This is a genomic window from Pseudarthrobacter chlorophenolicus A6, from assembly GCF_000022025.1.
GTDB lineage: Bacteria > Actinomycetota > Actinomycetes > Actinomycetales > Micrococcaceae > Arthrobacter > Arthrobacter chlorophenolicus.
Genome location: NC_011886.1, coordinates 3,304,443 through 3,330,573, shown reverse-complemented (window position 1 = coordinate 3,330,573; position 26,131 = coordinate 3,304,443). Strand labels below are relative to the sequence as shown.

Sequence of the window (26,131 nt, the reverse complement as noted above, 5' to 3'; positions counted from 1 at the left end):
CATGGATCCCGCAACAATCATTGGACTCTTCCTGGCCTTCGGGTCCGTCTACGTCATGGTCACCCTGGAGGGGGCCCACGTCGAAGCGCTGCTGCTGCCTGCCCCCATGGTCCTCGTCTTCGGCGCCACCCTGGCCGTTGGACTGGCGGGCAACACCCTCCGTGATGTCATCCAGGCCTTCAAGGACCTGCCCAGGGCGTTCGTGGCCAAGCCGGCCAAGCCGCAGGACAGCATCGAACTCCTGGTGGGATACGCAGAGAAAGCCCGCAGCGAAGGGCTTCTGGCACTGGAGGATGAAGCCGGCACGGCGAAGGACCCGTTCGTGTCCCGGGCGCTGCAGAACATCGCCGACGGCACGGACGCCGACGAGCTGCGCACGCTCATGGAAGATGAGATCGACACCAAGATGCGCCGCGACCGGATCTCCAGCAAGTTCTTCGCCAGCCTGGGCGGCTACGCCCCCACCATCGGCATCATCGGCACCGTAGTGTCCCTGACCCATGTCCTTGAAAATCTGTCCACACCGGACCACCTCGGGCCAATGATCGCCACCGCCTTCGTGGCAACCCTGTGGGGCCTGGTGTCCGCGAACTTCCTGTGGCTGCCGTTCAGTTCCCGGCTCAAGCGCCTCTCGGACCTGGAAATCGAACAGATGACCTTGCTGATGGAGGGCATGCTGGCCGTGCAGAACGGCACGCAGCCGCTGCTGCTGGCTGAGCGGCTCCGGGCGATGGTCCCGGCCAACCAGCTCGGCAAGTCCGGTGGCAAGGGTAAAGGTAAGGGCAAGGAGCAGGCCACGGAAGGGCTCGCTGACCTGGGCCGGGCCGCTTGAAAAGGCGCCGCCGCGGGGGCCACGAACCGGAGGAAGAACACGTCGACGAACGCTGGATGGCCTCCTACATGGACATGGTCACCGTGCTGATGTGCATGTTCATCGTCCTGTTCGCCATGTCCACCGTGGACCAGGCCAAGTTCGACAAGCTCCGCAATTCCTTGGCCACGGGATTCGGTGCCGTGGCCAGCCAGACCGCGGACACCGCCAGCGGGACGGTGGTGCCACCTGACCAAGTGAACAAAGACGCCGAAGCGTTCTCCTCCCTGGACCTCGCCATCAAGGAAGTGGACAAGCTCACCGCGCTGCAGCAGCAGATGGAAACGGCGTTGAAGGCGCAACAGCTCGATTCCAACGTCGAATTCCAGATCAGCGAACGCGGGCTGACAGTGAAGCTGGTGGGCTCGCAGGCCTTCTTCCTCCCGGACCGCCCCGAACTCACCCGGCGCGCCAGCCAGGTCCTGGACACCATCAGTCCCACCCTGGCCCCGGCCGGGCTGGAGATCATGGTGGAGGGCCACGCGGCCAACGGCATCACAGCATTCCCTTCCACGTGGGAACTGTCCTCCGCGCGGTCGGTCAACGTGCTTCGCTACCTCGTGGACCGCGGGGGAGTAGCTCCTGGCCGGATCGGTGCGGTGGCCTTTGGCTCCGCGCGCCAGGTCAACGACGACTCCACCGAAGAGCTCATGGAACTGAACCGGCGCGTGGATGTGGTGGTGCTGTCGGACAAGGCCGAGGCCATCCGCGACCTCATTCCGCAAGCGGTTGACATTGAGGCAACACGCCAGCCCTGACAGCTGCTTACGCCGGGACAGCCGCTGCCGATAGTTGCACCCGTGAGTGAACTGGAGGACCGGCAGGCGCCGCGGCAACGGAGCGTGGACGTCTACGACTTCCGCCGGCCCACCACCCTGCCCCGGCAGCACAGCCGGGTCCTGGAAGTCGCTTTCGAAACCTTCGCCCGGCAGTGGGGAACCCAGCTGACCGCGAAGGTCCGCGTCAAGTCCTCCGCCACCCTGGAACAGCTCAGCATGCAGAGCTACGACGAGTACGCCGCCTCCCTGCCGTCCGTGACCTCCATGGTCCTCTGCAGGATCGATGGCAGCGAATCCCGGCTGGTCCTGCAGTTCCCCGCCACGGCTGCACTGGCCTGGATCAGCCGGATGCTCGGCGGTTCCGGGGACGCCGATGTGCCCGAGCGGAAGTTCACCCAGATCGAGCATGCCCTGGTACGCCGCATGGTGGAGGACAGCCTGGAGGACCTGAAGTACTCCCTGGGTTCCCTGCTGGCGGCGCCGCTGGCCATGGACGTGGTCCAGTACAACTCACAGTTCGCGCAGGCCGCCGCCCCGGGCGAGCTGATGATCGTGGCAACTTTCAGCGTCCAGGTGGGCGAGCTGCCCAGCGCCGCCACCCTGGCCATCCCGGCGGACGTCCTGCTGCCGGGCCTGGGTGCCGTGAATCCCACCGCTCCCACGGCCGACGCCGGCGCTCTGGTCCGCGCCCAGGTGGCCCAGGTGCCGGTGGACGTCGCCGTGCAACTGGCCCGTACGTCGGTGACGCCCGCGCAGATCCTGGGACTCGCCGTCGGGGACGTCCTGCCCCTCCCGCACCCCGAGAACAGCCCGTTCGACGTCACTGTCAACGGCACCCGGCTGGCCACTGCGGCGCCGGCCCGGAACGGTTCGCGCGCCGCTGCCGTCATTGTCACCACCGAGGAGAACCCGCGATGACCATCACCCTGAACCTGCACGAATCCTCGGCGCAGCAACTGGCGCTGCACCTGCCGCACCCGGGAGTGCTGTCGGTTGCCGGGATTGTCCCGGCACTCTCCGCCGCCGCCCACGCCCCGCAGGCCGTCACGGCAGCGTTCGTGGGTGCGGTCACCGCAGACCTTGCACTTATCCTGGCGGACACGTCCTTCCTGGCAGCCGCGGGTGGGGCGTCCGCCGGCCTGGTATCGGCCGCGGATGTGTTGCGGCCCGCCATGGAAGCCGCCTCCACCGTGTTCGGTGCCGGTGTGCTGGGGGAGCTGCGCGAAGAAGATGCCAGCGCACTGCTCTCCGATCCCGAAACCGCCGTGTTTGAGCTGGCCGGCGGAACCGGGCCCGCGGGTTGGTTCGCCGTCCGCGTCCGCCAGCACGGCACGGTCCATGACACGCCGCTGACCGGGGCCCACAACGATGCGTCTGTGCCAGCCAGGCTAAGCCTCATCAGCAACGTGGAAATGTCCCTCACCGTGGAAATCGGCCGCACCCGGATGTCTGTCCGCGATGCCCTGGCCCTGGAACCGGGCAAGGTCATCGAGCTGGACAGGTCCGCCGGCGCCCCCGCGGATGTGCTGCTCAACGGGCGGCTGATCGCCCACGGCGAGGTTGTGGTGGTGGACCAGGACTACGCCGTCCGCATCACCCGCATCCTCGATACCGCCGAGGGACTCCGGTAGATGGACTCACTCATCCTGGGGCTGCGCGTCCTTGTAGCCCTCGGTGCGGTGCTGGGCCTCATGTGGTATCTGCAGCGCCGCGTCACCAAGGCGAAAGGCCACGGCCGCCGCCGCGCCAACCGGACGCTGAGCGTGGTCAGCCGACAAAGCGTGGGCCAGAAGGCTTCCGTGGTGGTCATCGATGCCGGCGACAAGCGGTTCCTGCTGGGCGTCACCGAACACAGCATCAACGTGCTGCATTCCGGCGACATCCCGGCGGAAGCTCTGGAGGCTGCCGGCGGCCCTGCGGAGGAACGTACGACGGCGGCGCAGCGGCCCGCGCTGCCGGCCCGCCCGCCGCGGGTGGTCACCGCACCCGCTGCCACCTCGGGCGCGGAAGGTTTCGCCGCCGTCTTCCAGGAAGCTGCCGGGATGCCCCGGCGCGCCGACCTGCACCGGCGCGTGGCGTCGTCGTCCATTCAAACCTCCAGGCTGCACGGTTCGCTGCTGGCCGGGTCCACGTGGCGGCAGGCTGCCGAGGCCTTCCGCGGACGCCGGACTTGAACCTAACCGCGCGGCGGCACCCGGTGGGGAGGGTGTGGCTGGTGGCTGCCTGGGCGGGCCTGCTCGCCGTCGTCCTCGTCCTGCTGGCCGCCTGGCTGGGCGCCCCCGCCGGGCACGCCGCACCGTTGCCGCCCACGCCGCCCACGGATCCGGCCCAGCCCGGCAGCGGCAACGTCAGCATCGAGATCAACGGCCTGGACGGCCAGCCCTCCACCGCCGTCGTCACCCTGATCGGTATCACCCTGCTGTCCGTGGCGCCGGCGCTGCTGCTGATGATGACGTCCTTCACCAAGATCTTCGTGGTGCTGGCCATGACCCGGAATGCGTTGTCGCTGCCGTCCATTCCGCCCAACCAGGTGCTCGCCGGCCTGGCCCTGTTCCTGTCCCTGTTCGTCATGTGGCCTGTCCTGACGGAGATCAACACGGACGCGGTGCAGCCTTATTTGAACGGCAACCTCGACTTCAACGGTGCCTTCTCCGCCGGCGCGGGCCCGCTGCAACAGTTCATGCTGGGGCATACCCGCGAAGAGGACATCGCCCTGATGACCCGCGCGGCCCGGATGCCCAACCCGGAGAATCCCGGGGCCGTACCCCTGCAGACCCTCATCCCGGCGTTCATGATCTCGGAGTTGCGGGCGGCGTTCATCATCGGGTTCGTCATCTTCATCCCGTTCCTGGTGATCGACCTGGTGGTCTCGGCAGCCCTGATGTCCATGGGCATGATGATGCTCCCGCCGGTGATGATCTCGCTGCCGTTCAAGATCCTGCTGTTCATCCTGGTGGACGGCTGGGGCCTGGTTATCACGTCCCTGATCCAGAGCTACACCTGATGGACACGAATGCCGTCCTGGACATCTGCCTCCAGGCCATGATCGTGGCGGCCAAGCTCGCCGCCCCCGTGCTGGTCACCGCGCTGGTGGTGGGCCTGGCCATTTCGCTGCTGCAGTCCATCACCCAGCTGCAGGAGGCTACCCTGTCCTTCGTGCCCAAGGCGGTGGCCGTGGCGATCGCGCTGGTGGTGTGCGCGCACTGGATGATCACCGAGATGGTTTCCTTCACCAATGAGCTCTTCACCCGCATCCCCGGGCTGCTCGGGGGAGGGTGAGGTGGACATCCCCATCAACCAGCCGTGGCTGGAGGCCATGCTCCTGGCCTCGGTCCGGATGATCGCGTTCCTGGTGGTGGCACCCCCGTTCGCGCACCACGCCATCCCCGCCCGGGTGAAGGCCATGCTGGGCCTGGGTTTGGGCCTGGCAGTGTCCGGGCGCGTGGCTGACGGGTACGTCCCGCTGGGTACGGCCGGTTTCATCACGGCCATCGTCCTGGAGCTGGCCACCGGGCTGGCGCTGGGGTTCCTCGTGTATCTGGTGTTCGCCGCCATCCAGTCCGCCGGCAGCCTGATCGACCTCTCCAGCGGCTTCCAGATGGCCCAGGCGTTCGATCCCCAGATGATGGTCAACGGCGCCCAGTTCACCCGGCTGCTGCAGATGGCGGCACTTGCCCTGCTCTTCGCCTCGGACGGCTACCATCTGGTGATCGGTGGGCTCACGGGCAGTTTCGCGGCGTTTCCGCTGGCCGGGGGCATTGATCTTGCCCGCCCGGTGGAGGCGATGGTCCAGGCCGTGACCGGGATGTTCCTGTGCGCCGTGCAGATCGCCGGGCCCCTGATGGTGGTCCTGCTGCTGGCTGACGTTGGCCTGGGCCTGCTGACCCGGGTGGCCCCTGCGCTGAACGCGTTCGCGTTGGGGTTCCCGCTGAAGATCCTGCTCACCCTGGTCCTGGCCGGATTCCTGTTCCTGGGGCTGCCGCGCATCGTGGCAGTCCTGGCAGAGCAGGCGGCCAACACCCTGATGGGGGTGGGCTGAATGTCGGACTCGCAGGAGAGAACCGAGCAGGCCACGGACAAACGGATGCGGGACGTCCGGTCCAAGGGCCAGCTGTCCCGGTCCCAGGACCTGACCGCGTGGCTGGGCGTAGGGGCCGGGGCTGTGATGCTGCCGGCCACCATTGACCGTGCCTCCAACGCCGCCGTGGACCAGGTGTTCAGCGTCCGCGCCATCATGGAGAGCCCCGATCCCGCTAAAGCGGTCCATGCGCTGGAGCTGGGCCTGGGTTCGATGGCTGGCGTCCTGGCGCCCATGTTCGTGGTGGTTTTCCTGGTGGTCCTTGCCGGCTCTGCCGTCCAGGGCGGCGTGCATTTCAAGAAGTTCCGGGCCGAGTTCGAACACTTCAACCTGCTCAGCGGCATGAAGCGTTTGTTCGGCATGCAGGCGGTGTGGGGTGGGCTGAAGGCGCTGCTGAAGGCGGTAGTGGTCGGGATTGTCCTGTACTCGGTGGTGCAGGGGCTGATCCCCGTGCTGCTGACCGCTGGCGGGCTTCCGGTTTCCGGGGTGATCGCGGCAGCGGCGGACGGGATCGGCGCACTGGTCCAGTGTGCCGTGGCCGCTGGGCTGGTGCTCGCGGCGGTGGACGTGCTGGTGGTCATGCGCCGCAACCGCAAGAAGACCCGCATGTCCAAGAAGGAAGTCACGGACGAGAACAAGAACACCGAGGGCGACCCCCTGGTCCGTTCGCACCGCCGCTCCCGGCAGCTGGCGATGAGCAGGAACCGCATGATCGCCGCCATTGCCGATGCCGACGTCGTCCTCGTCAACCCCACGCACGTCGCCGTGGCGTTGAAGTACGACGCCGGGAAGTCGGCCCCGCGGGTGGTGGCCAAGGGGGCGGGGGTCATCGCCGCCCGAATCAGGGCCGAGGCCGAGGCGAAGGAGGTGCCCATGGTGCAGGACATTCCGCTGGCCAGGGCACTTCATTCGGCCTGCGAGCTGGGCCAGGAGATTCCGGTGGAACTGTACCGGGCGGTGGCCGGGGTTCTGGCGTTCGTCATGTCGCTCAAATCCCGCGGTGCGGCGCGCGGGATGCACCGCATGGCGGAGGCCCTATGAGACCGCCGTCCGCACCGTTGACTTCTCATCCCCTGACCAGCACCGGCCCCGGAAGGACCACCCATGAATAAACGACTCGGCAGGCTGGCCGTACCGGTGGGCATTGTGGGCATCGTGCTGCTCCTGGTGGTCCCGGTCCCCGCGCCGCTGCTGGACTTCCTGATTGTCTGCAACATCCTGCTGGCGCTGCTGGTCCTGCTCACCAGCATGTTCGTGAAAAAGCCACTGGACTTCTCCGTCTTTCCCTCGCTGCTGCTGGTGGCCACCCTGTTCCGGCTCGGCATCAACGTTGCCTCAACCCGGCTGGTGTTGGGGCAAGGCTACGCTGGCCAGGTGATCGAGGCGTTCGGCCATGTGACCGTTGGCGGGTCCATGATCATCGGCGCCGTGGTGTTCCTCATCCTGGTGGTCATCCAGTTCGTGGTGGTCACCAAGGGTGCTGAGCGCGTGGCAGAGGTGGGCGCCAGGTTCACGCTGGACGCGATGCCCGGCAAGCAGATGGCCATCGACGCCGATCTCAACGCGGGCCTCATCACGGATACGGAAGCCAGGAAGCGGCGTGCCGAGGTCTCCGCGGAGGCCGACTTCTACGGGGCCATGGACGGTGCCTCCAAATTTGTTAAGGGCGATGCCATAGCGGGCATCATCATTATCATCATCAACTTCCTGGGCGGCATTGCCATCGGCGTCCTGCAGCGCGGCATGGAAGTGGGGGACGCGCTGAACACGTTCGGCCTGCTGACCATGGGCGATGGCCTGGTCACGCAGATCCCGGCGCTGCTGATGGCGGTATCCACGGGCATGATCGTCACCCGGTCCAACGCCGAGGAGGACATGGGCAAGACGGCCTCCTCCCAGCTGACGCAGTCACCCACAGCCTTGCTCATCGCCGGCCTGGCGGCAGTGGCCATGGGACTGATTCCGGGCATGCCCATCCTGCCGTTCCTGGTGGTGGCCGGCCTGCTGCTGTTTGCCTCACGCCGCCTCGCCGCGCAGCAGAAAGCCAAGGCCGAGTTGCTCGCCCTGGAAGAGCAGGCTGCCGGTGTCCCGGAGGAAGACCCGAACGAACGGCTCATGGAGGACATGCGGGTCCATCCCGTGGAGATCCTGCTCGCCCCGGACCTGGTGGACATTGTCTCCGGCGCTTCGGACGACTTGCTTGCCAGGGTCCGTTCGCTGCGGCACAAGATCGCCATGGACCTCGGCGTCGTGGTCCCTCCCGTGCGCACCCGGGACAGCGTGGAGCTGCCGCCCGCCACGTACGTCATCCGCATCGCCGGTGTGGAGGCCGGACGTGGCACGGCACCCGCCGGCAAGCTGCTGGCCCTGGGGGACTTCCTGGACGCCCTTCCGGGTGCCTCGACCGTGGAACCGGTCTTCGGCCTGGCAGGAAAGTGGATTCCCTCCGAAATGCGGCACAGCGCCGAAATGACCGGCGCCACCGTCATCGACAGGGTTTCGGTCCTGGTTACCCATCTGTCCTCGATTGTCTCCGGCAACGCCGCCCGGCTGCTCTCCCGCGAGGACGTGCGGGTCCTTACCGAGGGCGTCCGCAAGCAGAGCCCCGCGGCCGTGGAGGAGCTCACGCCGGGGCTGCTGTCCCTGGCGGAGATCCAGCGGGTACTGCAGGGCCTGCTGGAGGAACAGGTGCCCATCAACGATCTCCCGCGGATCTACGAAGCACTGGCGCTGCGGGCCAAGGCATCCACGGATCCGGAGGCGCTGATTGAGGCGGCGCGCCAGTCGCTGGGGCCGGCACTGGCCGCCAAGTACCTGGAGGGGGGAGTGCTGCACGTGGTCATGATCGACCCCCTGCTGGAACAGTCCATGCTGGAGGACCTCCGGCCAGGCGAAGGCGGCACACAGATCGTCATGAACCAGCCTCGGCTCGACGCCGTGCTGGGCTCGCTCAAGCAGTCCCTGGAATCGGCAGCCGCTGCGGGCCGGCAGGCTGTGCTGGTCTGTGCCCCTGCCCTGCGCCCGGCGGTGCGGCGGCTTGTCACTGCGCCCGACGGCGGCGTGGCAGTTCTGTCCTACCGTGAAGTCACATCCGCGAACGTAGGCATCGAGACGGTGGGGGTGGTCCGGCATGCCGAAGCACTTCAGGCTTAAGGGCCCGTCCCTGGAGGCGATCCGGGACAAGGCCGTGGCACGGCACGGGGCCGGAGCCAGGATTATCGCGGCCGAGAAAGTCAGCAACCCGGGCATCGCCGGGCTCTTCGCGGGCGACCGTTTCGAGGCCACCGTGGAGGTCCCGGATGCAGTGGCTTCCACGGCCACCCCCGCGTCAGTGGCGGCTCCTGCGTCTCTCGCGGCCGGACCGGCCGCAGGGGAAACCGCGACGGCGGTGCCCGGGGCAGCTGCCGATGCCCACCCGGTGCTTCGCAGGACAGCCATCGCGGCCCTCCTCGAGGAGGCGGATGCCAGCGAACGGCTCCTGCACACTCCGCGGCCTGGCGTCAGCGCGGGGCCGGCGCTGCCGCCCGTCAATAGCCCGGCTGCGCGCGAAGATACTGCAGTAACGCCGGTCTCCACCGCCGGCGCCGACTTCGCCGGACTGCTGGCGCAACTGGGCAGCGAATACGGCCAGCTGCCGCCCGCCGTCGTCCGTTCCAACGACGAACCCCGGGCACCCAAACCCAGGAAGGCGCATGCGCCGCTGACCGGCGCCGGGGACCTGGTCCTGCTGCTGGGCCTCGGTGACGACGCCCTGGGGCCGGCCCTGGAGATCTCCATGGCCGCCGGCGGCTGTGATGTCCGGACGGGCGGCAGGCTCACGGCCTTCGGGCACCTCCACGTAGCGGATCGCCAGGCAGCCACAGCGGCGCGCGCCAGTGCAGTCAACACCGGGCAAACACTGCTGCTGGCCTACGGGCTGGGCAGGCCCCGGGACGTCGCCGCGCAGGCTGCGCTCCTCGACGCCATCGGAGCGGACCAGGTCTGGGCCGTAGTGGATGCGCGCCGTAAGACCGAGGACACCGCCGCGTGGCTGGCTGTCCTGGCCGGCAATGTGGCCGTTGACGCGCTCGCCGTGGTGGGCTCGGAGGACACACTAAGCCCGGGAACGGTGGAGGGCCTGGGCCTGCCGGTCGGTTGGCTGGACGGCAGAAAGGTAGATTGAGAACATGTTGGTTCTGACGCGCAAGCCGGGCGAGAAAATCATGATCGGGGATGACATCGTCATCACCGTCATGGAGGGGCGCGGCGATGGCGTGCGGATCGGGATCGAAGCCCCCAGAGGCGTGACCATCCAGCGCAGCGAGGTGGTGGAAGCCATCGCAGCGGCGAACGTTGCCGCATCGCAGGCCGGTCCGGAAACTGAAGAGCTGCTGAAGTCCATCCTGCCTCCGGCCGGCTAGCTTTCTGCGAAAGCCTCAGTCCAGCCCCAGGAACTCCTTCACCAGCGGTTGGGAACATTCGTCCACCAGTTGCAGGGCGTGGGTGGCCGTCGACTGCTGTGCCAGGTAGCCCAGTTCGTCGGCCGGTTCCGGTGAATTCACGGCAGCATCGGCATCGCGGGCAAACCCTTCAATGGCCGAGTCCAGTGCGCCGGCGTTGGCTTCCCTGGCGGACTCGATGCGGTGCAGGAGGCTGGCCATCTCCTGCAGGTGCTTGGTCAGCAGCTCGCCGATGATCCCTTCCGGAGCTGCGGCGGCCAAACCGGGCAGCGTTCCTTCCCCGGGTACACCCCATTCCGCGGCCACTCCGGCGGCCTCGACGTTGCGTGCCAGCGTCTCGAATCGAAGGTTCTGTAACACGGATTCCAGGTCAGCCGCAGTGAAAGAAAGCCATTCGGTATGGCCGGCGTTCAGATAGAGCAGCTGTGTTTCAAGCCGGAAAAGCAACAATTCCAGTTGACGCCTTTCGCGCCACAGGGAGGCGGAAAGTCCCTCTGCCCCCATGGTCCCCCGATCATGTAATTGTTCGGCCTGACGGGCGATGCGAAGCGCCGTCAAACGTTTACTTGAGACTACACGCTTTGAGCGGCGAACAAGTGATATTGTTCGCTCAGTGCTGCGCAGCAGCACCATCACTTCGGGTCTCGTGGGGGGACTTAAATTTGAATCGCGAACAACGCAATGGGCTGGTTTTACAGCACCTTCCGCTGGTCGGCTACCTGGTCTCAGAGGTTTGCGCCAAGGCATCACACTTGTCGCGCGACGATTTGGCGTCGGTGGGCTCCATCGCCCTGATTACTTCCGCGGATTCCTTCGATCCGGCCATGGGTGTGCCCTTCGGGGCCTTCGCACGGCGGCGCATCATTGGTGCCTTCGCGGATGAGATGCGCTCCCAGGACTGGGCTACCCGATCGGCACGCAAACGCATCAAGGAAACAATGGGCGTGGAGGAAACCCTCCGCGGCCTGCTGGGACGGAACCCCACCGTGCCCGAGATGGCGGCCACACTGGGAGTTGAGCGAAGCGTCGTGGAGGCAGCCCTGGCTGACGCCGCCCGCACCCTGACTCCGCTGGACGATGTCATTGTGGAGACATATCCCGCGGAAACCGCTTCTCCGGAGCATTCGGTCCTGGCGGATGAACGGGTGAAGTACCTGCGCGCCGCCGTCACTGCCCTGCCGGCGAAGATGCGTTACGTCATTGAAGAGATTTACCTTGCCGGGCGCACCGTGAAGGAGCTCGCGGAAGAGCTTGGTTCAACCCACGCTGCTGTGTCCCAGCAGCGGTCCGAGGCGATCCGTCTCATGCGGGACGGGTTGGCTGCCCACTACGCGGACGATCCCGCCGCGGCCTACACGCCGGAGTCCAGGATCAATGCCAAGCGCAGGAACGATTACATGACCCAAATGGGCGTGGCGACGCTGGGCGGAATAACCCGTCCGGTCCTGTCCGCCTAGCTTCCGGCGCCCGCTCACACTCCCGACACGCTTCAATCACTTTCGACGCTCATATTCTTCTGCGCACCCCACATTGCTGGTGCGCCAACGAATATGCGCGTCGGATTCGCAGGTGCGCATCGCCGCTCGACCGCGTACGACGGCGGTACGCACCGGCAGCGGTACGCGGGCGGAAGAACCCGGCTGCTTCCGAGGGTATTGCAGCCATCCCGGAGGCGGGGCTACGTTGTGGCGATGGAGCGCAAGGCCAAGCCCGAAGACATCGACGCCATCTGCAGCGGCCTGCCCGAGGTGGAGCTCGGGGTCTCCTGGGGTGACCGGCCCACGTACAAGGTGCCGCGCGGGCCGAAGGGTAGGGGGTTCGTGCTGTACCGGGCACCGCACAAGACGGCGGTGGACCCGGAGACGGGGGAGCAGTACCAGGACCTCCTGGTCATTGTGGTCCCGGATGATGCCGCCAAAGCAGCGCTGGTGGAGGACCCGTCCGTTCCGTTCTTCACCATTCCGCACTTCGACGGGTACAACGCCGTCCTGGTGCAGGAATCGCGGCTGGGGGAGATGGGTCGGGACGAACTGGCCGAGATCATCGTGGAGGCGTGGGCCGCCCGCGCTCCGAAGAAGCTGGCCGCCGAGTTCTTCGCCGGCCGCTGAGTCTTGGCGTGCGCTCCCGCCCAGTTGCTCGGGTGACCTCGGGCTGGGAACCGCTGACACGCCGTCGTCCGGGGCGTGTCGCTGCGGTGCGGATCCACTAACTGGGCGGGAACGCACGACGGCGGCCGGCACCGCCCGGACCATCGCGCCCGGTATCGTGGCCGGGTGAGCGCTGAAGAGCAGGAACTGGCCGGCGGAAACGCCTCCGGAAGCGTTGTCCGGGTGGGTGACACGGTACGGAAACCCTGGCTGGACACCTCGCCCGCGGTCCAGGATTTCCTGGCAACGCTGCGGCAGGCCGACGTGGACGTTCCCCGGCCGCTGGGCCGGGACCACCAGGGCCGCGCCGTGGTGGAATTCGTCAGCGGCCACTCCGCCATGGACCACCTGCCGCTGAACCTGCCGGACCTGGTGCGGGTGGGCGGCATGATCCGGCAGATCCACGACGCCAGCGAAGCCTTTGCCATCCCCAACCCGGATTCCTGGGAGATGCTGCTGCCCGCCGAGAAGCCGGACCTGATGTGCCATAACGACCTCGCACCTTGGAACCTCATCACCGGCGAGCGCTGGGTGTTCATCGACTGGGACGGCGCCGGTCCGAGTACCCGGCTGTGGGATCTGGCGTACTCGGCGCAGTCGTTCGGGCTCCTCATCGAAGGCGAGCCGGTGCGGGACGCGGCCCGCAGGCTCCGCGCCCTGGTGGACGGGTACGACGCCGATGCCTCCTTGCGGGCGGCACTTCCCGCTGCGATGGTGCGGCGGACGGCGGCCATGCACCGGCTCCTGGAGTCCGCCCACCAGTCCGGCTTCCAGCCCTGGGCGGACATGTTCGTCAACGGGCACGGCGCCCACTGGCAGGCAGCCGCCCGGTATGTCGAACGGAACCAGAAGGCCTGGGCGGACGCGCTCGCAGCAGGCGACTGACCGCCGTCGTACTTCCCCCTTCCGCGGCCGGAAATCCCTGTCCCTGCAGCCGCACACGTGGCACTATCGAGCCATGACCAAGTACCTGATTTCCTTTCCGGGCAAGGGCCAAGCCATGAACCTCACGGAAGAGGAGTTCCCCATCGTGGTGGCGGAGTCCCATGCCGTGATCGAGGAGGCCAAGGCTGCCGGCGTGTACGTCTTCGGCGGCGGGGTCGCGGAGGACATTGCTCCCGTGCTGGTGCAGGCCGACGGCTCCGTGGGCACGGACATCTACCCGGGCTCGGACATCACCGGCGGGTTCGCCGTGCTGGAGGTGCCCACCCGGGCGGAGGCCGAGGAGTGGGCTGCGAAGATTGCGGCCGCGTGCCGCTGCGCCCAGGAGCTGCGCGAGTTCATGTACGACCCCGCCAGCTGACCAGTACTTCCCGCCCGGCCCAACTAGGTCGCAGCAGATGTCGTTATGGGGGCTCAAAACGACATCTACTGCGACCTAGTTGCACGAGAGGCTTGCAACTCGTACACGCCGGCCCGCGCCTGCTGGAGCCAGCCTGGGTTCCAGCGCGCCCGGCATAGGACGGACTGCGGTACCACCGTCGCAGCATGGACGGCCCCGGACTGAATAACCGGTGCTGCCAAACACCGGTCATGCTGGTCAGGGCCGCTCGTACCGCGCGTCGACAACAGAGAGGGGTGTCGACGGCGGCCCCGCGGCTAAGTGAGCGCGCGTCGCCAGGGAAGCCGCCACAAGTGCGCGCGCGTCGCCATGGGAGCCGCCACAAGTGAGCGCGCGTCGCAGAAGGGGGACGGGCAAACGGCGGCCGCAGGCTTGACGGCCCCAAACGCTTCCGCATATCCTGAACGAACGGTCGGTAAATAATTCGAGCCGCGTCCCAGAAGGTCATTGCATAGGAGCAACCATGGCAGCGCAGAACCTGCAGTCAGTGCCCGCTGAGCCAGCAGCCAACCAGGCCCAGGCCCAGGCGGCCCAGCAAGAGGCGGACGCAGCCGGCCAGGCCCACTTTGACCGCGTCATCGCCGAGGATTCGCGCATTGAGCCCAAGGACTGGATGCCGGCCGCTTACCGCAAGACGCTGCTGCGCCAGGTGTCCCAGCACGCCCACTCGGAGATCATCGGCATGCAGCCGGAAGCCAACTGGATCTCACGGGCCCCCAGCCTGAAGCGCAAATCCATCCTGATGGCCAAGGTTCAGGACGAGGCCGGCCACGGGCTCTACCTCTACAGCGCCGCCGAAACCCTCGGACAGTCCCGCGACAAGATGATGGACGACCTCATCGCCGGCAAGGCCCGCTACTCCTCCATCTTCAACTACCCCGCACTGACCTGGGCGGACATGGGTGCCATCGGCTGGCTGGTGGACGGCGCCGCTATCTGCAACCAGGTCCCGCTCTGCCGTGCCTCCTACGGCCCCTACGGCCGCGCCATGGTCCGCATCTGCAAGGAAGAGTCCTTCCACCAGCGCCAGGGCTTCGAGATCCTGCTCGAACTCTCCAACGGAACGGCAGCGCAGAAGCAGATGGCGCAGGACGCCGTGAACCGCTGGTACGCCCCGGCGCTGATGATGTTCGGCCCGCCGGACGACGATTCACCCAACTCCAAGCAGTCCATGGCCTGGAACATCAAGCGGTTCAGCAATGACGAGCTCCGCAGCCGCTTCGTGGGCATGATGGTGGAGCAGGTCCGGGTCCTGGGCCTCACCCTCCCCGATGACCAGGTCCGCTACAACGAGGACACCAAGAAGTGGGAGCACGGCCCGCTGGACTGGCACGAGTTCCAGGAAGTCCTGGCCGGCCGCGGCCCCTGCAACGCCCAGCGCCTTGAGCGCCGGAGGGAAGCGCACGACGACGGCGCCTGGGTCCGCGAGGCAGCCGCAGCCTACGCAGCAAAACAGTCAGCAAAGATGCAGAAGGAATACGCAGCATGAGCCCCCACGGCAACCCGGAAGCCCCCGCAAGCGGCGCCGCAGAAATCAACCGCGAAGCCCCGAAGGCCAGCCCGGTGGTTGAGCCCCGCGAGGTTTCGACAAGCTCAACCCCCGACGGCCGGCCGGTTTCGACAAGCTTAACCCCCGACGGTCGGCCGGTTTCGGCAAGCTCAACCACCGCCCACGACCGCTCCGCCTGGGGCCTCTGGGAGGTCTTCGTCCGGTCCAGCCGCGGCCTGAGCCACGTGCACGCCGGCTCCCTGCACGCCCCGGATGCGGCCATGGCCCTCCGCAATGCACGCGACCTCTACACCCGCCGCAACGAGGGCGTCTCCATCTGGGTTGTCCCGGCCGACGCCATTGCCGCCAGCGATCCCGATTCCAAGGGCAGCTTCTTCGAGTCCCCGCAGGGCAAGGACTACCGGCACGCCACGTACTACACCAAGAGCGAAGGGGTAAAGCACCTGTGAGCACGCCCCAAATGAACACCGGGACCACACACTCAGAAGGCCACGGCGACATCTCCACCGGCATGGCCGCGCCCGTGGGAGGCGGCGACTCGAACGCCTCGGCCACCCGCATCACCCCCGGCAACGCCCTCCGCCCGGAGGACATCGCCCTCGAGGTACGGACCGGCCTAGCCAAGCCCACCGAAGAAGTTGCGGAGTACGCCCTGCGCCTGGGCGATGACGCCCTGATCCTCGCGCAGCGCCTGGGCCACTGGATCTCCCGGGCACCGGAGCTGGAGGAGGACATCGCCCTGGGCAACATCGCCCTGGACCAGCTGGGCCACGCCCGCAGCTTCCTCACCTACGCCGGCGCCGCCATGACCAACGACGACGGCACGCCCAAGTCCGAGGACGATCTCGCCTACTTCCGACGCGAGCACGAGTTCCGCAGCGTCCAGCTGTTCGAGCAGCCCAACGGAGACTTTGCGGCCACCATCGCCCGGCAGTTCGTGGTGAGCTACTACCAGTACGAGCTCTACCGCCGCCTCACCGAATCCACGGACGCCACCCTGGCCGCCATCGCCGCCAAGGCCGTGAAGGAAGTGGATTACCACCGTGACCACAGCGCCCAGTGGATCCTGCGCTTGGCCGGCGGAACCGACGAATCAAGAAAACGGATGATCCACGGCCTCCGCACCATGTGGCCGTACGTTGCCGAACTGTTCCGCGACGACGACCTGACGGCCAGGCTCGCCGAGGCGGGCGCCGCCGTCGCGCCTTCCAGCCTGAAAGAAGACTTTGACCGCCTTACCGGCGAAGTCCTGGAGGAAGCCGAACTGGAGGTGCCGGACGTTCCGGCGGCCCCGGGCGGCGGCCGCGAGGGCCGGCACTCGGAGCACCTGGGCTACCTGCTGGCCGAGATGCAGGTGCTGGCGCGCGAGCATCCCGGTGCGAGCTGGTGACAGCCGTGTACATCTCGGACTTCGAATCCCGGACCCGCACCCCGCGGCAGACGGCGTGGGACATTGCCGCCACTGTGTGTGACCCGGAGATCCCCGTGCTCACCATCGAGGACCTGGGCATCCTGCGGAACGTGGACATCCAGAATGGCCAGGTCACCGTCACCATCACGCCCACGTACTCGGGCTGCCCGGCCATGGATGCCATCCGCGACGATGTCATCACGGCGTTCGCCAAAGAGGGCATCGCGGACGTCACCGTGGACCTGGTGCTCGCCCCGGCGTGGACCACGGACTGGATGACGGAGGCAGGCAAGGCGAAGCTGCAGGAGTATGGCATCGCCCCGCCGTCGGGCATGTCCAACGCAGCGAGGCACGCCGGCCCCATCCGGCTGCAGCTGGCCGTGAAGTGCCCGCAGTGCGCCAGCCTGAACACCAAGGAACTCACCCGCTTCGGGTCCACGTCCTGCAAGGCGCTGTATGTGTGCCAGGACTGCAAGGAACCGTTCGACTACTTCAAAGTCCTCTAAGGAACTCCCCATGACTGTTGTCCGCCAGGCCGCCGCCGAGGAGGCGCAGGCCACCGGCCGCCGTCGTCCGTCCTTCCACACGCTCGCCGTGAAGGAGGTGCGCCGGCTCACCGAGGACGCCATCGAGGTCTCCTTCCACGTGCCCGCGGAGCTCGCCGGCCAGTTCGACTACCTGCCCGGCCAGTACGTGGCGCTGCGCACCTCGCTGCCGGACGAGACCGGCGAGCCGAGGGAAATCCGCCGCAGCTACTCCATCTGCGCCGAACCGCGCAGCTTCGAGGATGGCAGCAGCGAGATCCGGGTGGCGGTGAAGAAGGACCTGGGCGGACTGTTCTCCACCTGGGCCAACGCCGAGCTGAAGGCCGGGGACACGCTGGACGTGATGAGCCCCATGGGCGCGTTCATCTCCAAGCACGGCCGGGACGGCAAGGCCGTGGAGCAGAACCGGATGAACTCCATGAACAACCCGGAGGCGCTGGCGGGGGACGTGGCCGCCAGCGGTGAGGCGAGCTTCGTGGCCATCGCGGCCGGCTCCGGCATCACCCCGGTGATCGCGATCGCCCGGACGCTGCTGGCCGCCAACCCGGAGTGCCGGTTCGACCTGATCTACGCCAACAAGGCCGCCATGGACGTGATGTTCCTGGAGGAGCTGGCGGACCTGAAGGACAAGTACCCGCAGCGGCTGGCCCTGCACCACGTGCTGAGCCGCGAGCAGCGGATCGCGCCGCTGCTTTCGGGCAGGATCGACGCCGAGAAGCTGCAGCAGCTGCTGGGCACCGCCATCCACGCGGACGATGTGGACGAGTGGTTCCTGTGCGGGCCGTTCGAGCTGGTGCAGCTGTGCCGGGACACCCTGGCCGAGCGCGGCGTGCAGCCGGAGAACGTCCGGTTCGAGCTGTTCACCTCCGGCAAGCCGGACCGCCCGGAGGGGCACGCGGGCCGTCCCGTCATCGTGGACGAGTCCCAGGAGACGTACAAGATCACGTTCAAGCTGGACGGCCTGCAGGGCGACGTGGCCAGCCCCACCCACGCCCGTGAGTCCATCCTGAACGCTGCGCTGCGGGTGCGGCCGGATGTGCCGTTCGCGTGCGCCGGGGGAGTGTGCGGCACGTGCCGGGCCAAGGTGGTCACCGGCACCGTGACCATGGACGAGAACTACGCGCTGGAACAGGATGAGCTGGACAAGGGCTACGTGCTCACCTGCCAGAGCCACCCCACCAGCAAGGAAGTCACCGTCGACTTCGACGTGTAGCGGTGGTTGAGCCCGTCGAAACCCGAGCCCGTCGGTGATTGAGCCTGTCGAAACCGAGCCTGTCGAAACCGAGCCCGTCGAAACCGGTGGTTGAGCCTGTCGAAACCCGAGCCCGTCGAAACCGGTGGTTGAGCCTGTCGAAACCCGAGCTTGTCGAAATCAAAGAAAGAGGCCCCATGATTTCCCTTTCCATCAGCAACGGCATCGCCGAGGTGGTGCTGGACGCGCCGCACAAGCTGAACTCGCTGGACGAGCAGGCGCTGCGGGATTTAACCCAGGCGTACGACGACGCTGCTGCCGCCGCCTCACGCGGTGAGGTGCGGGCGCTGCTGCTGAGGGGAGAGGGCCGGGCCTTCTGCGCGGGCCGGGACATTGCGGGCGTGACGCCGGAGAGTGACGACGCCGCCGCGTACCTGGGCGGGCTGGTGGAGCCGCTGCTGAAGAAGATGGCCGCCTTCCCGGCCCCCACGTTTGCCGCTGCCCAGGGTGCTTGCCTCGGCGTGGGGCTGGGACTGCTGCTAGCCACGGACGTGGTGTATGTAGCGGAGAACGCGAAGTTCGGTTCGCCGTTCGCCAAGCTGGGCGCCACCCTGGATTCGGGCGGGCACTGGTACTTCACCGAGCGGCTGGGCATGCACCGGACGCTGGACCTGATCTACACCGCGGACCTGATCTCAGGTGCCGAGGCGGTGGCGCAGGGGATGTTCAGCCGCGCCATGCCTGCCGCCGAACTGCTGGACTCTACCCGGGCGATCGTGGAGAAGGTGGCCTCCGGAGCCACGGGTGCGTTTGTGGCATCCAAGGAGCTGGTGGCGCACATCCGCGACCAGCGGCTGGGCCTGTGGGCGTCCATGCAGGAGGAGAACGCGGAGCAGGCGCGGCTCTGCAAGACCGACGACTATGCCGAGGGTTTCACTGCGTTCCAGGAAAAGCGGGAGCCCAAGTTCACCGGACGGTGACCGTAACGTCAACAGCTGAAAAGATCGGCCCCGCGGGTTTTTCCTCGGGGCCTTTTCTGTGCCCGCCTCAAGGTCAGAATGAAGGGTGACTCGGACCACAGAACCGCACCAAAGTACGTTTCCGCAGGTCAGACCCTTATTGAAAGTTCAAGAAACAGAGGAGACCTTGGTTAAACCTTGACTGAATGGCGGGGCGAAAACTGAGAGGTCTTTTGAAGAATGACTGTGCGGCCCAATGGGGGGCCTCACAACATTCGAGGAGACCTCCATGCAGTCCACCCTGCTCCCAGCCCCAACAGACACTTTCGGTTCCGCCGGCATCAACGCCGCTGCGGAAACCCCCCTGGCTCCGAGCCACCAGCCCGCCGCCCCCGCGAACAACGGAATCCTGCGGGTGGTGGTCCTGGTGCCCGCCTACAACGAGGCAAGTTCCATCGGCGCCACCCTGGACGGCCTGATGCATCAGTCCCGTCCGGCAGACCTGGTGGTGGTCATCCCCAACGGGTGCACCGACGGCACCGCGCGGGAGGCCCGGAAGTACCCGGTCACCGTGATGGAGCTGCCCCGGCTGGAGCACCGCAAGTCGGAGGCCCTGAACCGGGCGTGGGCAGAATACGCGTACGAGGCCGACGTGGTGGTCTGCCTGGACGCGGACACGGTGCTCCCACCCAACGCCCTCGAGGCCTGGGAGCGGGAGTTCGCCGGGCGACGCTCGGCACGGCTGGGCGGGTCGTCGTCGAAATTCACCATGCAGGACCCCGGCTTCCTGAGCCGGCTGCAGAAAGCCGAGTTCGCCACCTGGACGGACACCGCGCTCCGCCGCCGGGAAACGAGCGTTCTCGCGGGCACCGGCTGCGCCATCAACAACGCGGTGCTGCGGGAGATCGCCGCCCGTGATGACCGTGAAGGCCCTTGGGTGTACACCTCGCAGGTGGAGGACTTCGAACTGACCTACCGCATCCGGGAGCTGGGCTACATCTGCCAGGTCTCCCCGGACGTCCGCGCCTACACCGACTCGATGAAGACCATCAAGGCGCTGTGGGGCCAGCGGATGAAGTGGCAGGTGGGCACCGTGGAGGACCTGCTGGACCTCGGCATCAACCGGCTCACCCTGCGCGACTGGGCCCAGCAGGGCATGGGCCTGCTGGGCGTGTTCCTGAAGGCCCTGTGGATCGCCGTGATGGTGCTCTCGCTCGCGCTGGGCGTCTTCAAGTTCATCCTGTTCTGGTGGCTGGTGCCCGTGCTCTTCGTGGCGCTGGACATCAAGCGCGCCCTGCGGATCCCGCACCGGGACTGGAAGGACGTGCTGATGGCAGCCACCTTCTTCCCCCAGGAACTGTTCATGTGGCTGCGCTCGGGCTGGTTCCTTGCCTCCTGGTGCGCGGTCCTGAAAACCAAGATCACCCGGCGGCGAATCGACCGTTGGGAAGCCCAATACACAGCAGAGGATATCTAGTAACCATGTATGGAATGTCTACCGCAGTTCCCGCCACCGGAGCAGCCGCCCTGGCCTACACAGGCCTGAACGTTGGCTCGTCGCTGCTCACCGCCCTGGGCGTCATGCTCATCGGTGTGGCAGTCCTGGCGTTGCTGCGCAAGAACCCCAAAACCAGGCCCTGATGAATACCCCGCCGGCCCGGCCGAAAGTATCGGCCGGGCCGGCGGCGTTCGCGGGCAACCCGTCAGGAAGTGCGGCGCGCCAGCAGCGCGTTCTTGAACGCCGTGGCGGAGGCGGCGCTGCTGTTGATCCTCCAGTCAGCTTCCTTCTGGATGTGGAACCACACGAACCCCATGACGTCCGGCTGCGCGGCGAGGTAGGAGATCAGCTGTGTGTTCCAGGCCGCTTTGTCGCCGCCGGCTTCGCTGGACGCCGTTTCGGCAATGAGGATGGGCGTGCCGGGGGCCAGGGCCCGCAGCTGGGCGATGCCCGGCGCGAACAGGTCCTGCGGAGAGATCCACCCGCTCCAGGACGCGGACGTGCCCCAGTTGTAGCCATCCAGAGCAACCACATCCACGTAACCGGCGCCCGGGTAGAGGCCGGCGAGATCGGTGGAACCCCAGTAGGGGACGTTGGGGCTCCACACCCAGGACACGTTGCTGGCTCCCTGGGCTTCGACCACGTCGTGGACGTGCCGCCAGGCCTGGACGTAGTCGCCGGGCTGGTTGCCGTTGACGCTTTCGGCCCAGGGGTACCAATCGCCGTTCATTTCGTGGGCGAACCGCAGCTGGACCGGGTAGCCCCAGGCCGCGAGGGCCTGCCCCCACTGGGCGATGTGGGCGTCGAAGTCGCCGGCGGCGATCCGGTCCAGGCTGTACGCGGGCTGGTTCACGCCGCCGCCCCAGGCCCAGGGCTCCCAGGTCACCAGCGGCACGGCGCCGCGGGAGCGGACGGCGTTCATCTCGGTGATGGGGGCGGGCTGGAGGAAGTCCTTGTAGAACAGCACGCTGGACGGTGCTTCGCCGGCCAGGGCAGCAACCTCATCGAGTTCCGCACTGGCGAGCGGCCCGCCGTTGGTGGCGGTACCGAACTGGAGCCGTGCGGTGCTGACCGTGGGCGCCGGGGCCGGGGCCGTCGTCGTAGTGGGTACTGCCACGGTGAACACCGCCGAGGCCTGCACCGACGAAGTTTTGGCGGTCACCGTGATCTTGCCCGTGGCGGCCGCCGGGATGGTGGCAGGGGCACTGAACGTGCCCGTGGCTGTGGTCTTCAGGGGGAAGGTTGCGGATCCGATGATCACGGTTCCGTTGGTGGAGGCTTTGAATCCGCTGCCTGTCACCGTGATGGCGGATCCGGCGGGTCCGGTGGTGGGGCTCAGCGAAATCTGGCCGGCGGCGGCCTGCGCTGCGGCGGGCTGCACCACTGTCAGGGCGAGGGCCAGGCCGAGGGCTGCGGCCACTGCCGAGAGGAATGTCTTAAGCGTTTTGTACATGGCGATCGATCCCCAGAATCGTCATGGCAGCCACGCTGGCTGCCGGTCACCTGCGCCGGGCGGCACACGGATGATCGTAAAGGCCTTGCGCTGGCATTGAGCTGGCCTTGAGCGAATCCTGCGGAAAAACTCGGCTAATGCTGCGAAAAGTCGGCCTTTCGATCCAAAAGTGACTCTTTTTGCCCATCCATCAATATCAACGCAGGGAGGAGCCGCTCAGAGGATGGTGGCCCTCTGCGCGGTCCGGCCATGCGGAACCCGGCGTTCTGGATCCTGCTGTCCCGGTCCGCCTCTGGTGGCCTGAAGATTCCAGGAGTACGACGGCGCTGCTGCCGCCGCCCTTGGCGCTGACGTGCGGGGCGTTGCGGGTTCGGGGGGTCCAGCTGTGCGGCTCAATTCGTTGTCTCAAGTCTTGGCGTCCCAGCCGGTTGCACGAATCTACGTTAGCTAGGACAGCAGTGAGCACTCCGGCAGCTCCTGCAGAGGCGTCGGATGGCCTGGATCTCAGGGACAACCTTCAGGTGCTCCGGACCTACTGGAAAGGGATCGTCAGCCTCACGTTGCTCGCCACTATGGCAGCCATGGGATGGACCATCCTGCAGCCGAAGGTCTATGCGTCCCATTCCATCGGGATTGTGGTGACGCCCGGCTCGGACAATGTGAGCCTCGCCCTCGCCGACGACAGCCTGGCAAAGGCCAAGGTCAAAAACTACGAATCCGTGGCGAAGTCCAGGCTGGTGGCGGACCGGGTCATCGCGGCCCTCCAGTTGAACACCACTGCGGACGCGCTGCTTGGCAGCATCAGTGTGAAGGTGCCGCTGGACACCGCGGAGATCCGGGTCACCGCAGAATCCACGGACCCGGCCACGGCCCAGCGCGTGGCCGATGCCTGGGTCAACGGACTCGCAGCCCGGGTGGAGGCCATTGAGACGGCGCCGCCCGCCGAGGCAGGCAGCGATGCAGCGTCCGACGCCGGCACGCCCGCGGGTGCCACAGCCACGGCGGTCCGTGTGCTGCCGTTGGGCAAGGCGGTGCTCCCCGCGAGCCCCACGTCGCCCAACACCAAGCTGAACCTCGCCCTGGGTGCGCTGGTGGGCCTTGCTCTCGGCGTGGCGTATGCGGTGATCCGCCGGTACCTGGACCGGCGCATCCGCGATGCCGCCGAGATTGAACAGCTGTTCGGGGTTCCGGTGATTGGCACGCTGCCGGTGGACCACCGTCTGGATGCCCGGAGCACGGTCCTGGATGCGGGCATGTCTGCCAATGCCCACGGCGGTGGGGGAGCGATGGCAGAAGCGCTCCGCGAACTGCGGACCAACCTCAGCTTCCTGGACGTGGACCAGCCGCCGCGGATCATCGTGGTCACCAGTTCTGTGCAGTCGGAAGGTAAATCCACCGTTACGGCCAACCTGGCGGTCACCATGGCCGCCGCCGGCGAGAAGGTGGTGGTAGTGGACGGCGACCTCCGCCGCCCCACACTGGTGGATGTGTTCAACCTGGTCCCCGGAGCCGGCGTCACCGACGTCCTCGCGGGTACAGCCGAGCTGGAGGACGGACTGCAGCCGTGGAGCGCGCTGCCCAACCTGTCGGTGCTGGGTTCGGGCCGTATCCCGCCCAACCCCAGCGAGCTGTTGGGTTCGCGGGCCATGAAGAACATGCTCACCGCCCTGGCCCAGAATGCGACGGTGCTCATTGACGCGCCGCCGCTGCTGCCGGTAACCGATGCAGCCGTCCTGTCGCCGGTTGCGGATGGCGCCATCGTGGTGATCCGGACCGGCAAGACCACCCAGGACCAGCTGGCCCAGTCGCTGGGCAACCTGGACAAGGTGAAGGGGCGTGTCCTGGGAGCGGTGCTGAACTACGTCCCCACCCGCGGAGCCGGCTCGTACTCCTACTACGGGACGTACACTGCAGCACCGGACGATGCGGCTGGCACTTCTACACCGCCGCTCGTTGCTTTCCAGGATGAGGCAACGGACGGGACCTTGGAAGCGGCGCTCAGCGGACGCCGGGCGAGGGTCTAGGTGTTCCATGAGCAACCCGAATGACAATGCCGAACTGAGCGTTGATGAGGGCGTGCTTCTGGGGCATGCCCTCGTGGCCCGCGTGGCTGCCGAGCTGGGCATCAGGGCCTTCTTCATCAAAGGGCCCGCCAGCGTCCTCCAAGGGCTGCGCAAGCCAAAGACTTCAGGCGATGTGGATGTGTTTGTGTCACCTCAGGACCTGGACGCAGTGGTGGCGGCGCTGCAGGGAAGGGGGTGGCGGAAGCGTCCGGTTGATCCTGACAGCAAGACGTTTCCCAAACACTCCGTAACGGTGGACCACCCGGAGTGGCCATGCTGCATCGATGTCCATTTCCGCTTCCCCGGCATGGAAGCTCCGGCTTCTGATTGCTTCGAGACGATGTGGGCCAACACCGAGCAACTCGCCCTGGCCGGCCAGGACATCCGCGTTCCATCCAAGCCGCTGGCCATTCTGATCCTGGCCCTGCATGCGCTACGTTCGCCTGACCTGCCGCCCTGCCGGGAGGATCTTGATTTCCTCACTGCACTGACCCGTGAGGAAGCGCTGGCGTCCGCAATCTTAGAGCTGTCGGAATCCACCGGCAGTTTGGCGGCCACGCGCCCGTTTCTAGGAGACCTCATTCCGGCATCTTTGGTCCCCGTATGGCCGGAGGTATCCACTGAATGGCGCAACCGCCTGTTGGCACAGGAACCGGGTAGCGCACGCATCATTGCCCTTGTTCAGGCACCGTGGCAAGAAAAACCCTTGATGCTTTTGAGGGCTGTTTTTCCGGGGAGGCAGGTTCTCCTCAGTCGAGACGTTCATGCAAACATGTCGCTGAAGGGAGTCCTAGTTCAGAACGCTGCCCGGTGGGGCCGTTTTTCACGCGCCCTTCCGAAAATCGCACGGGACTTGAACCGCTACAGCGGTTGACTCGGTGGTTGAGCTAGTCGAAACCTTGAGGCTTCAATTGTCATTAGCGGCAGAGAATTTATAAAGTTCAGCTATGACTATGGGGAGAGCCGTAACTAAAGCCGTCATTCCTGCTGCCGGATTGGGAACTCGCTTCCTGCCCGCCACCAAGGCAATGCCGAAGGAAATGTTGCCGGTGGTTGACCGCCCGGCCATCCAGTACGTCGTCGAAGAGGCCATCAAATCCGGCCTTAACGACGTCCTGATGATCACGGGCCGCAGCAAGCGCGCCCTTGAGGACCACTTCGACCGTGCACCCGGCTTGGAGCGCCTGCTGGAACAGAAAGGTGACAAGGACCGGCTGCAGTCCATCCAGGCTGCGTCCGAGCTCGGTCCCATCCACTACGTCCGCCAGGGCGAAGCCAAAGGGCTTGGCCATGCGGTGCTCTGCGGTAAGCAGCACGTAGGGAACGAGCCCTTTGCCGTGCTGCTCGGTGACGACCTCATTGATGAAGCTGAAGACCTGCTGAGCACCATGATCGATGTCCAGCAGAAGACCGGCGGTTCGGTGATCGCCCTAATCGAGGTGGATCCGTCGCAGATCAGCGCCTATGGCTGTGCGGACATCTCTAGAGTTGAGGGCGAAGACTACGTCCGCGTCAACAGCCTGGTGGAGAAGCCGGCTGCTGCCGACGCGCCCTCCAACCTGGCCGTCATTGGCCGCTATGTCCTGCACCCGGCCGTATTCGGAATCCTTGAGAACACCGCGCCGGGGCGTGGCAACGAAATTCAGCTGACTGATGCGCTGCAGACCCTGGCCGCTGGCGAAGGCGAAGGCTCCGGCGTGTATGGCGTGGTGTTCAAGGGCCGCCGCTTTGATACCGGTGACAAGCTCAGCTACCTGAAGGCCGTTATTACCATTGCGTCTGAGCGGGTGGAGTTCGGCGAGGATCTGAAGACCTGGCTCAAGGGTTTCGTTAACTAACACCAA

At 66.7% G+C, this 26,131-nt stretch carries 29 protein-coding genes; 27 read left to right on the top strand and 2 right to left on the bottom strand.

All coding sequences use genetic code 11. The features are described 5' to 3' along the window. The first annotated feature begins 1 nt into the window (after position 1). The 12 genes from ACHL_RS14980 to ACHL_RS14925 all read left to right on the top strand — a co-directional run bounded on the left by ACHL_RS14980 (position 2) and on the right by ACHL_RS14925 (position 10,128). Positions 2–832, top strand: coding sequence for a motility protein A (locus ACHL_RS14980; protein ID WP_015938138.1), 831 nt, complete (start codon positions 2–4; stop codon positions 830–832). Next, a complete protein-coding gene (locus tag ACHL_RS14975) occupies positions 829–1,629 on the top strand; it encodes an OmpA/MotB family protein (RefSeq protein WP_015938137.1) in 801 nt (266 codons plus the stop codon). The genes ACHL_RS14980 and ACHL_RS14975 overlap by 4 nt, the downstream gene beginning before the upstream one ends. 42 nt (positions 1,630–1,671) lie before the next feature. After that, positions 1,672–2,568, top strand: coding sequence for a flagellar motor switch protein FliM (locus tag ACHL_RS14970; protein WP_015938136.1), 897 nt, complete (start codon positions 1,672–1,674; stop codon positions 2,566–2,568). Continuing rightward, complete coding sequence (gene fliN / locus ACHL_RS14965) at positions 2,565–3,281, top strand: flagellar motor switch protein FliN (RefSeq protein ID WP_015938135.1); 717 nt, start codon at positions 2,565–2,567, stop codon at positions 3,279–3,281. The genes ACHL_RS14970 and fliN overlap by 4 nt, the downstream gene beginning before the upstream one ends. Continuing rightward, positions 3,282–3,824 (top strand): flagellar biosynthetic protein FliO, encoded by a 543-nt coding sequence (fliO, locus tag ACHL_RS23430; protein WP_015938134.1) that lies wholly within the window; start codon positions 3,282–3,284, stop codon positions 3,822–3,824. It begins immediately after the preceding gene. Next, complete coding sequence (fliP, locus tag ACHL_RS14955; RefSeq protein ID WP_050767102.1) at positions 3,821–4,654, top strand: flagellar type III secretion system pore protein FliP; 834 nt, start codon at positions 3,821–3,823, stop codon at positions 4,652–4,654. Before fliO ends, fliP begins: the two co-directional genes overlap by 4 nt. Further along, a complete protein-coding gene (gene fliQ, locus ACHL_RS14950; RefSeq protein WP_015938132.1) occupies positions 4,654–4,929 on the top strand; it encodes a flagellar biosynthesis protein FliQ in 276 nt (91 codons plus the stop codon). Before fliP ends, fliQ begins: the two co-directional genes overlap by 1 nt. A 1-nt stretch (position 4,930) precedes the next feature. Then, positions 4,931–5,689 (top strand): flagellar biosynthetic protein FliR, encoded by a 759-nt coding sequence (locus tag ACHL_RS14945; protein ID WP_015938131.1) that lies wholly within the window; start codon positions 4,931–4,933, stop codon positions 5,687–5,689. Beyond that, complete coding sequence (locus ACHL_RS14940) at positions 5,690–6,769, top strand: EscU/YscU/HrcU family type III secretion system export apparatus switch protein (RefSeq protein ID WP_015938130.1); 1,080 nt, start codon at positions 5,690–5,692, stop codon at positions 6,767–6,769. 63 nt (positions 6,770–6,832) lie between these two features. After that, entirely contained in the window at positions 6,833–8,881 is a 2,049-nt protein-coding gene (locus tag ACHL_RS14935; protein ID WP_015938129.1) for a flagellar biosynthesis protein FlhA, read from the top strand. Further along, positions 8,859–9,890 carry a hypothetical protein gene (locus ACHL_RS23425; RefSeq protein ID WP_015938128.1) on the top strand — a complete coding sequence of 344 codons (1,032 nt, stop codon included), beginning with the start codon at positions 8,859–8,861 and terminating at the stop codon, positions 9,888–9,890. The genes ACHL_RS14935 and ACHL_RS23425 overlap by 23 nt, the downstream gene beginning before the upstream one ends. A 4-nt stretch (positions 9,891–9,894) precedes the next feature. Continuing rightward, positions 9,895–10,128 carry a carbon storage regulator gene (locus ACHL_RS14925; protein ID WP_015938127.1) on the top strand — a complete coding sequence of 78 codons (234 nt, stop codon included), beginning with the start codon at positions 9,895–9,897 and terminating at the stop codon, positions 10,126–10,128. A 15-nt stretch (positions 10,129–10,143) separates the two neighbouring features. Here the strand turns inward: ACHL_RS14925 and flgN are convergent, their stop codons facing one another. Further along, on the bottom strand, positions 10,144–10,725 hold the full coding sequence (flgN, locus tag ACHL_RS23420) for a flagellar export chaperone FlgN (RefSeq protein WP_167534777.1): 582 nt from the start codon (positions 10,723–10,725) through the stop codon (positions 10,144–10,146). A 44-nt stretch (positions 10,726–10,769) separates the two neighbouring features. On the opposite strand from flgN, the gene ACHL_RS14915 reads away from it, so the two are divergent. The 12 genes from ACHL_RS14915 to ACHL_RS24210 all read left to right on the top strand — a co-directional run bounded on the left by ACHL_RS14915 (position 10,770) and on the right by ACHL_RS24210 (position 20,914). Further along, a complete protein-coding gene (locus tag ACHL_RS14915) occupies positions 10,770–11,624 on the top strand; it encodes a sigma-70 family RNA polymerase sigma factor (RefSeq protein WP_322787067.1) in 855 nt (284 codons plus the stop codon). A gap of 234 nt (positions 11,625–11,858) precedes the next feature. Further along, positions 11,859–12,275 carry an MmcQ/YjbR family DNA-binding protein gene (locus ACHL_RS14910; RefSeq protein ID WP_043794109.1) on the top strand — a complete coding sequence of 139 codons (417 nt, stop codon included), beginning with the start codon at positions 11,859–11,861 and terminating at the stop codon, positions 12,273–12,275. 165 nt (positions 12,276–12,440) lie between these two features. Beyond that, positions 12,441–13,199: a phosphotransferase enzyme family protein gene (locus tag ACHL_RS14905; RefSeq protein ID WP_015938123.1), complete on the top strand. Its 759-nt coding sequence runs from the start codon at positions 12,441–12,443 to the stop codon at positions 13,197–13,199. Positions 13,200–13,272: 73 nt separating this feature from the next. Further along, positions 13,273–13,617: a YciI family protein gene (locus tag ACHL_RS14900; RefSeq protein WP_015938122.1), complete on the top strand. Its 345-nt coding sequence runs from the start codon at positions 13,273–13,275 to the stop codon at positions 13,615–13,617. Between the two features lie 502 nt (positions 13,618–14,119). Continuing rightward, a complete protein-coding gene (gene paaA / locus ACHL_RS14895; RefSeq protein ID WP_015938121.1) occupies positions 14,120–15,145 on the top strand; it encodes a 1,2-phenylacetyl-CoA epoxidase subunit PaaA in 1,026 nt (341 codons plus the stop codon). Continuing rightward, entirely contained in the window at positions 15,142–15,615 is a 474-nt protein-coding gene (paaB, locus tag ACHL_RS14890) for a 1,2-phenylacetyl-CoA epoxidase subunit PaaB (protein WP_015938120.1), read from the top strand. The genes paaA and paaB overlap by 4 nt, the downstream gene beginning before the upstream one ends. Before the next feature lie 11 nt (positions 15,616–15,626). Then, entirely contained in the window at positions 15,627–16,556 is a 930-nt protein-coding gene (gene paaC / locus ACHL_RS14885; RefSeq protein WP_015938119.1) for a 1,2-phenylacetyl-CoA epoxidase subunit PaaC, read from the top strand. Further along, a complete protein-coding gene (gene paaD / locus ACHL_RS14880; protein ID WP_015938118.1) occupies positions 16,553–17,083 on the top strand; it encodes a 1,2-phenylacetyl-CoA epoxidase subunit PaaD in 531 nt (176 codons plus the stop codon). The genes paaC and paaD overlap by 4 nt, the downstream gene beginning before the upstream one ends. 10 nt (positions 17,084–17,093) lie before the next feature. Further along, positions 17,094–18,335 (top strand): 1,2-phenylacetyl-CoA epoxidase subunit PaaE, encoded by a 1,242-nt coding sequence (paaE, locus tag ACHL_RS14875; protein ID WP_015938117.1) that lies wholly within the window; start codon positions 17,094–17,096, stop codon positions 18,333–18,335. A gap of 176 nt (positions 18,336–18,511) precedes the next feature. Beyond that, positions 18,512–19,294, top strand: coding sequence for an enoyl-CoA hydratase/isomerase family protein (locus ACHL_RS14870; protein ID WP_015938116.1), 783 nt, complete (start codon positions 18,512–18,514; stop codon positions 19,292–19,294). A gap of 268 nt (positions 19,295–19,562) precedes the next feature. Continuing rightward, positions 19,563–20,750: a glycosyltransferase gene (locus ACHL_RS14865; protein WP_015938115.1), complete on the top strand. Its 1,188-nt coding sequence runs from the start codon at positions 19,563–19,565 to the stop codon at positions 20,748–20,750. A gap of 14 nt (positions 20,751–20,764) precedes the next feature. Then, entirely contained in the window at positions 20,765–20,914 is a 150-nt protein-coding gene (locus ACHL_RS24210; RefSeq protein ID WP_139187403.1) for an LPXTG cell wall anchor domain-containing protein, read from the top strand. 62 nt (positions 20,915–20,976) lie between these two features. On the opposite strand, the gene ACHL_RS14860 is transcribed toward ACHL_RS24210, so the two are convergent. Further along, positions 20,977–22,224 carry a glycoside hydrolase family 26 protein gene (locus tag ACHL_RS14860; RefSeq protein WP_015938113.1) on the bottom strand — a complete coding sequence of 416 codons (1,248 nt, stop codon included), beginning with the start codon at positions 22,222–22,224 and terminating at the stop codon, positions 20,977–20,979. Positions 22,225–22,682: 458 nt separating this feature from the next. On the opposite strand from ACHL_RS14860, the gene ACHL_RS14855 reads away from it, so the two are divergent. The 3 genes from ACHL_RS14855 (at position 22,683) to galU (ending at position 26,125) form a co-directional block, all read left to right on the top strand. After that, positions 22,683–24,248, top strand: a complete 1,566-nt coding sequence (locus ACHL_RS14855) for a polysaccharide biosynthesis tyrosine autokinase (RefSeq protein ID WP_015938112.1) — start codon at positions 22,683–22,685, stop codon at positions 24,246–24,248. 7 nt (positions 24,249–24,255) lie between these two features. Continuing rightward, entirely contained in the window at positions 24,256–25,161 is a 906-nt protein-coding gene (locus tag ACHL_RS14850; RefSeq protein ID WP_015938111.1) for a nucleotidyltransferase family protein, read from the top strand. Positions 25,162–25,234: 73 nt separating this feature from the next. After that, a complete protein-coding gene (galU, locus tag ACHL_RS14845; RefSeq protein WP_015938110.1) occupies positions 25,235–26,125 on the top strand; it encodes a UTP--glucose-1-phosphate uridylyltransferase GalU in 891 nt (296 codons plus the stop codon). The last annotated feature ends 6 nt before the right edge of the window (positions 26,126–26,131 follow it).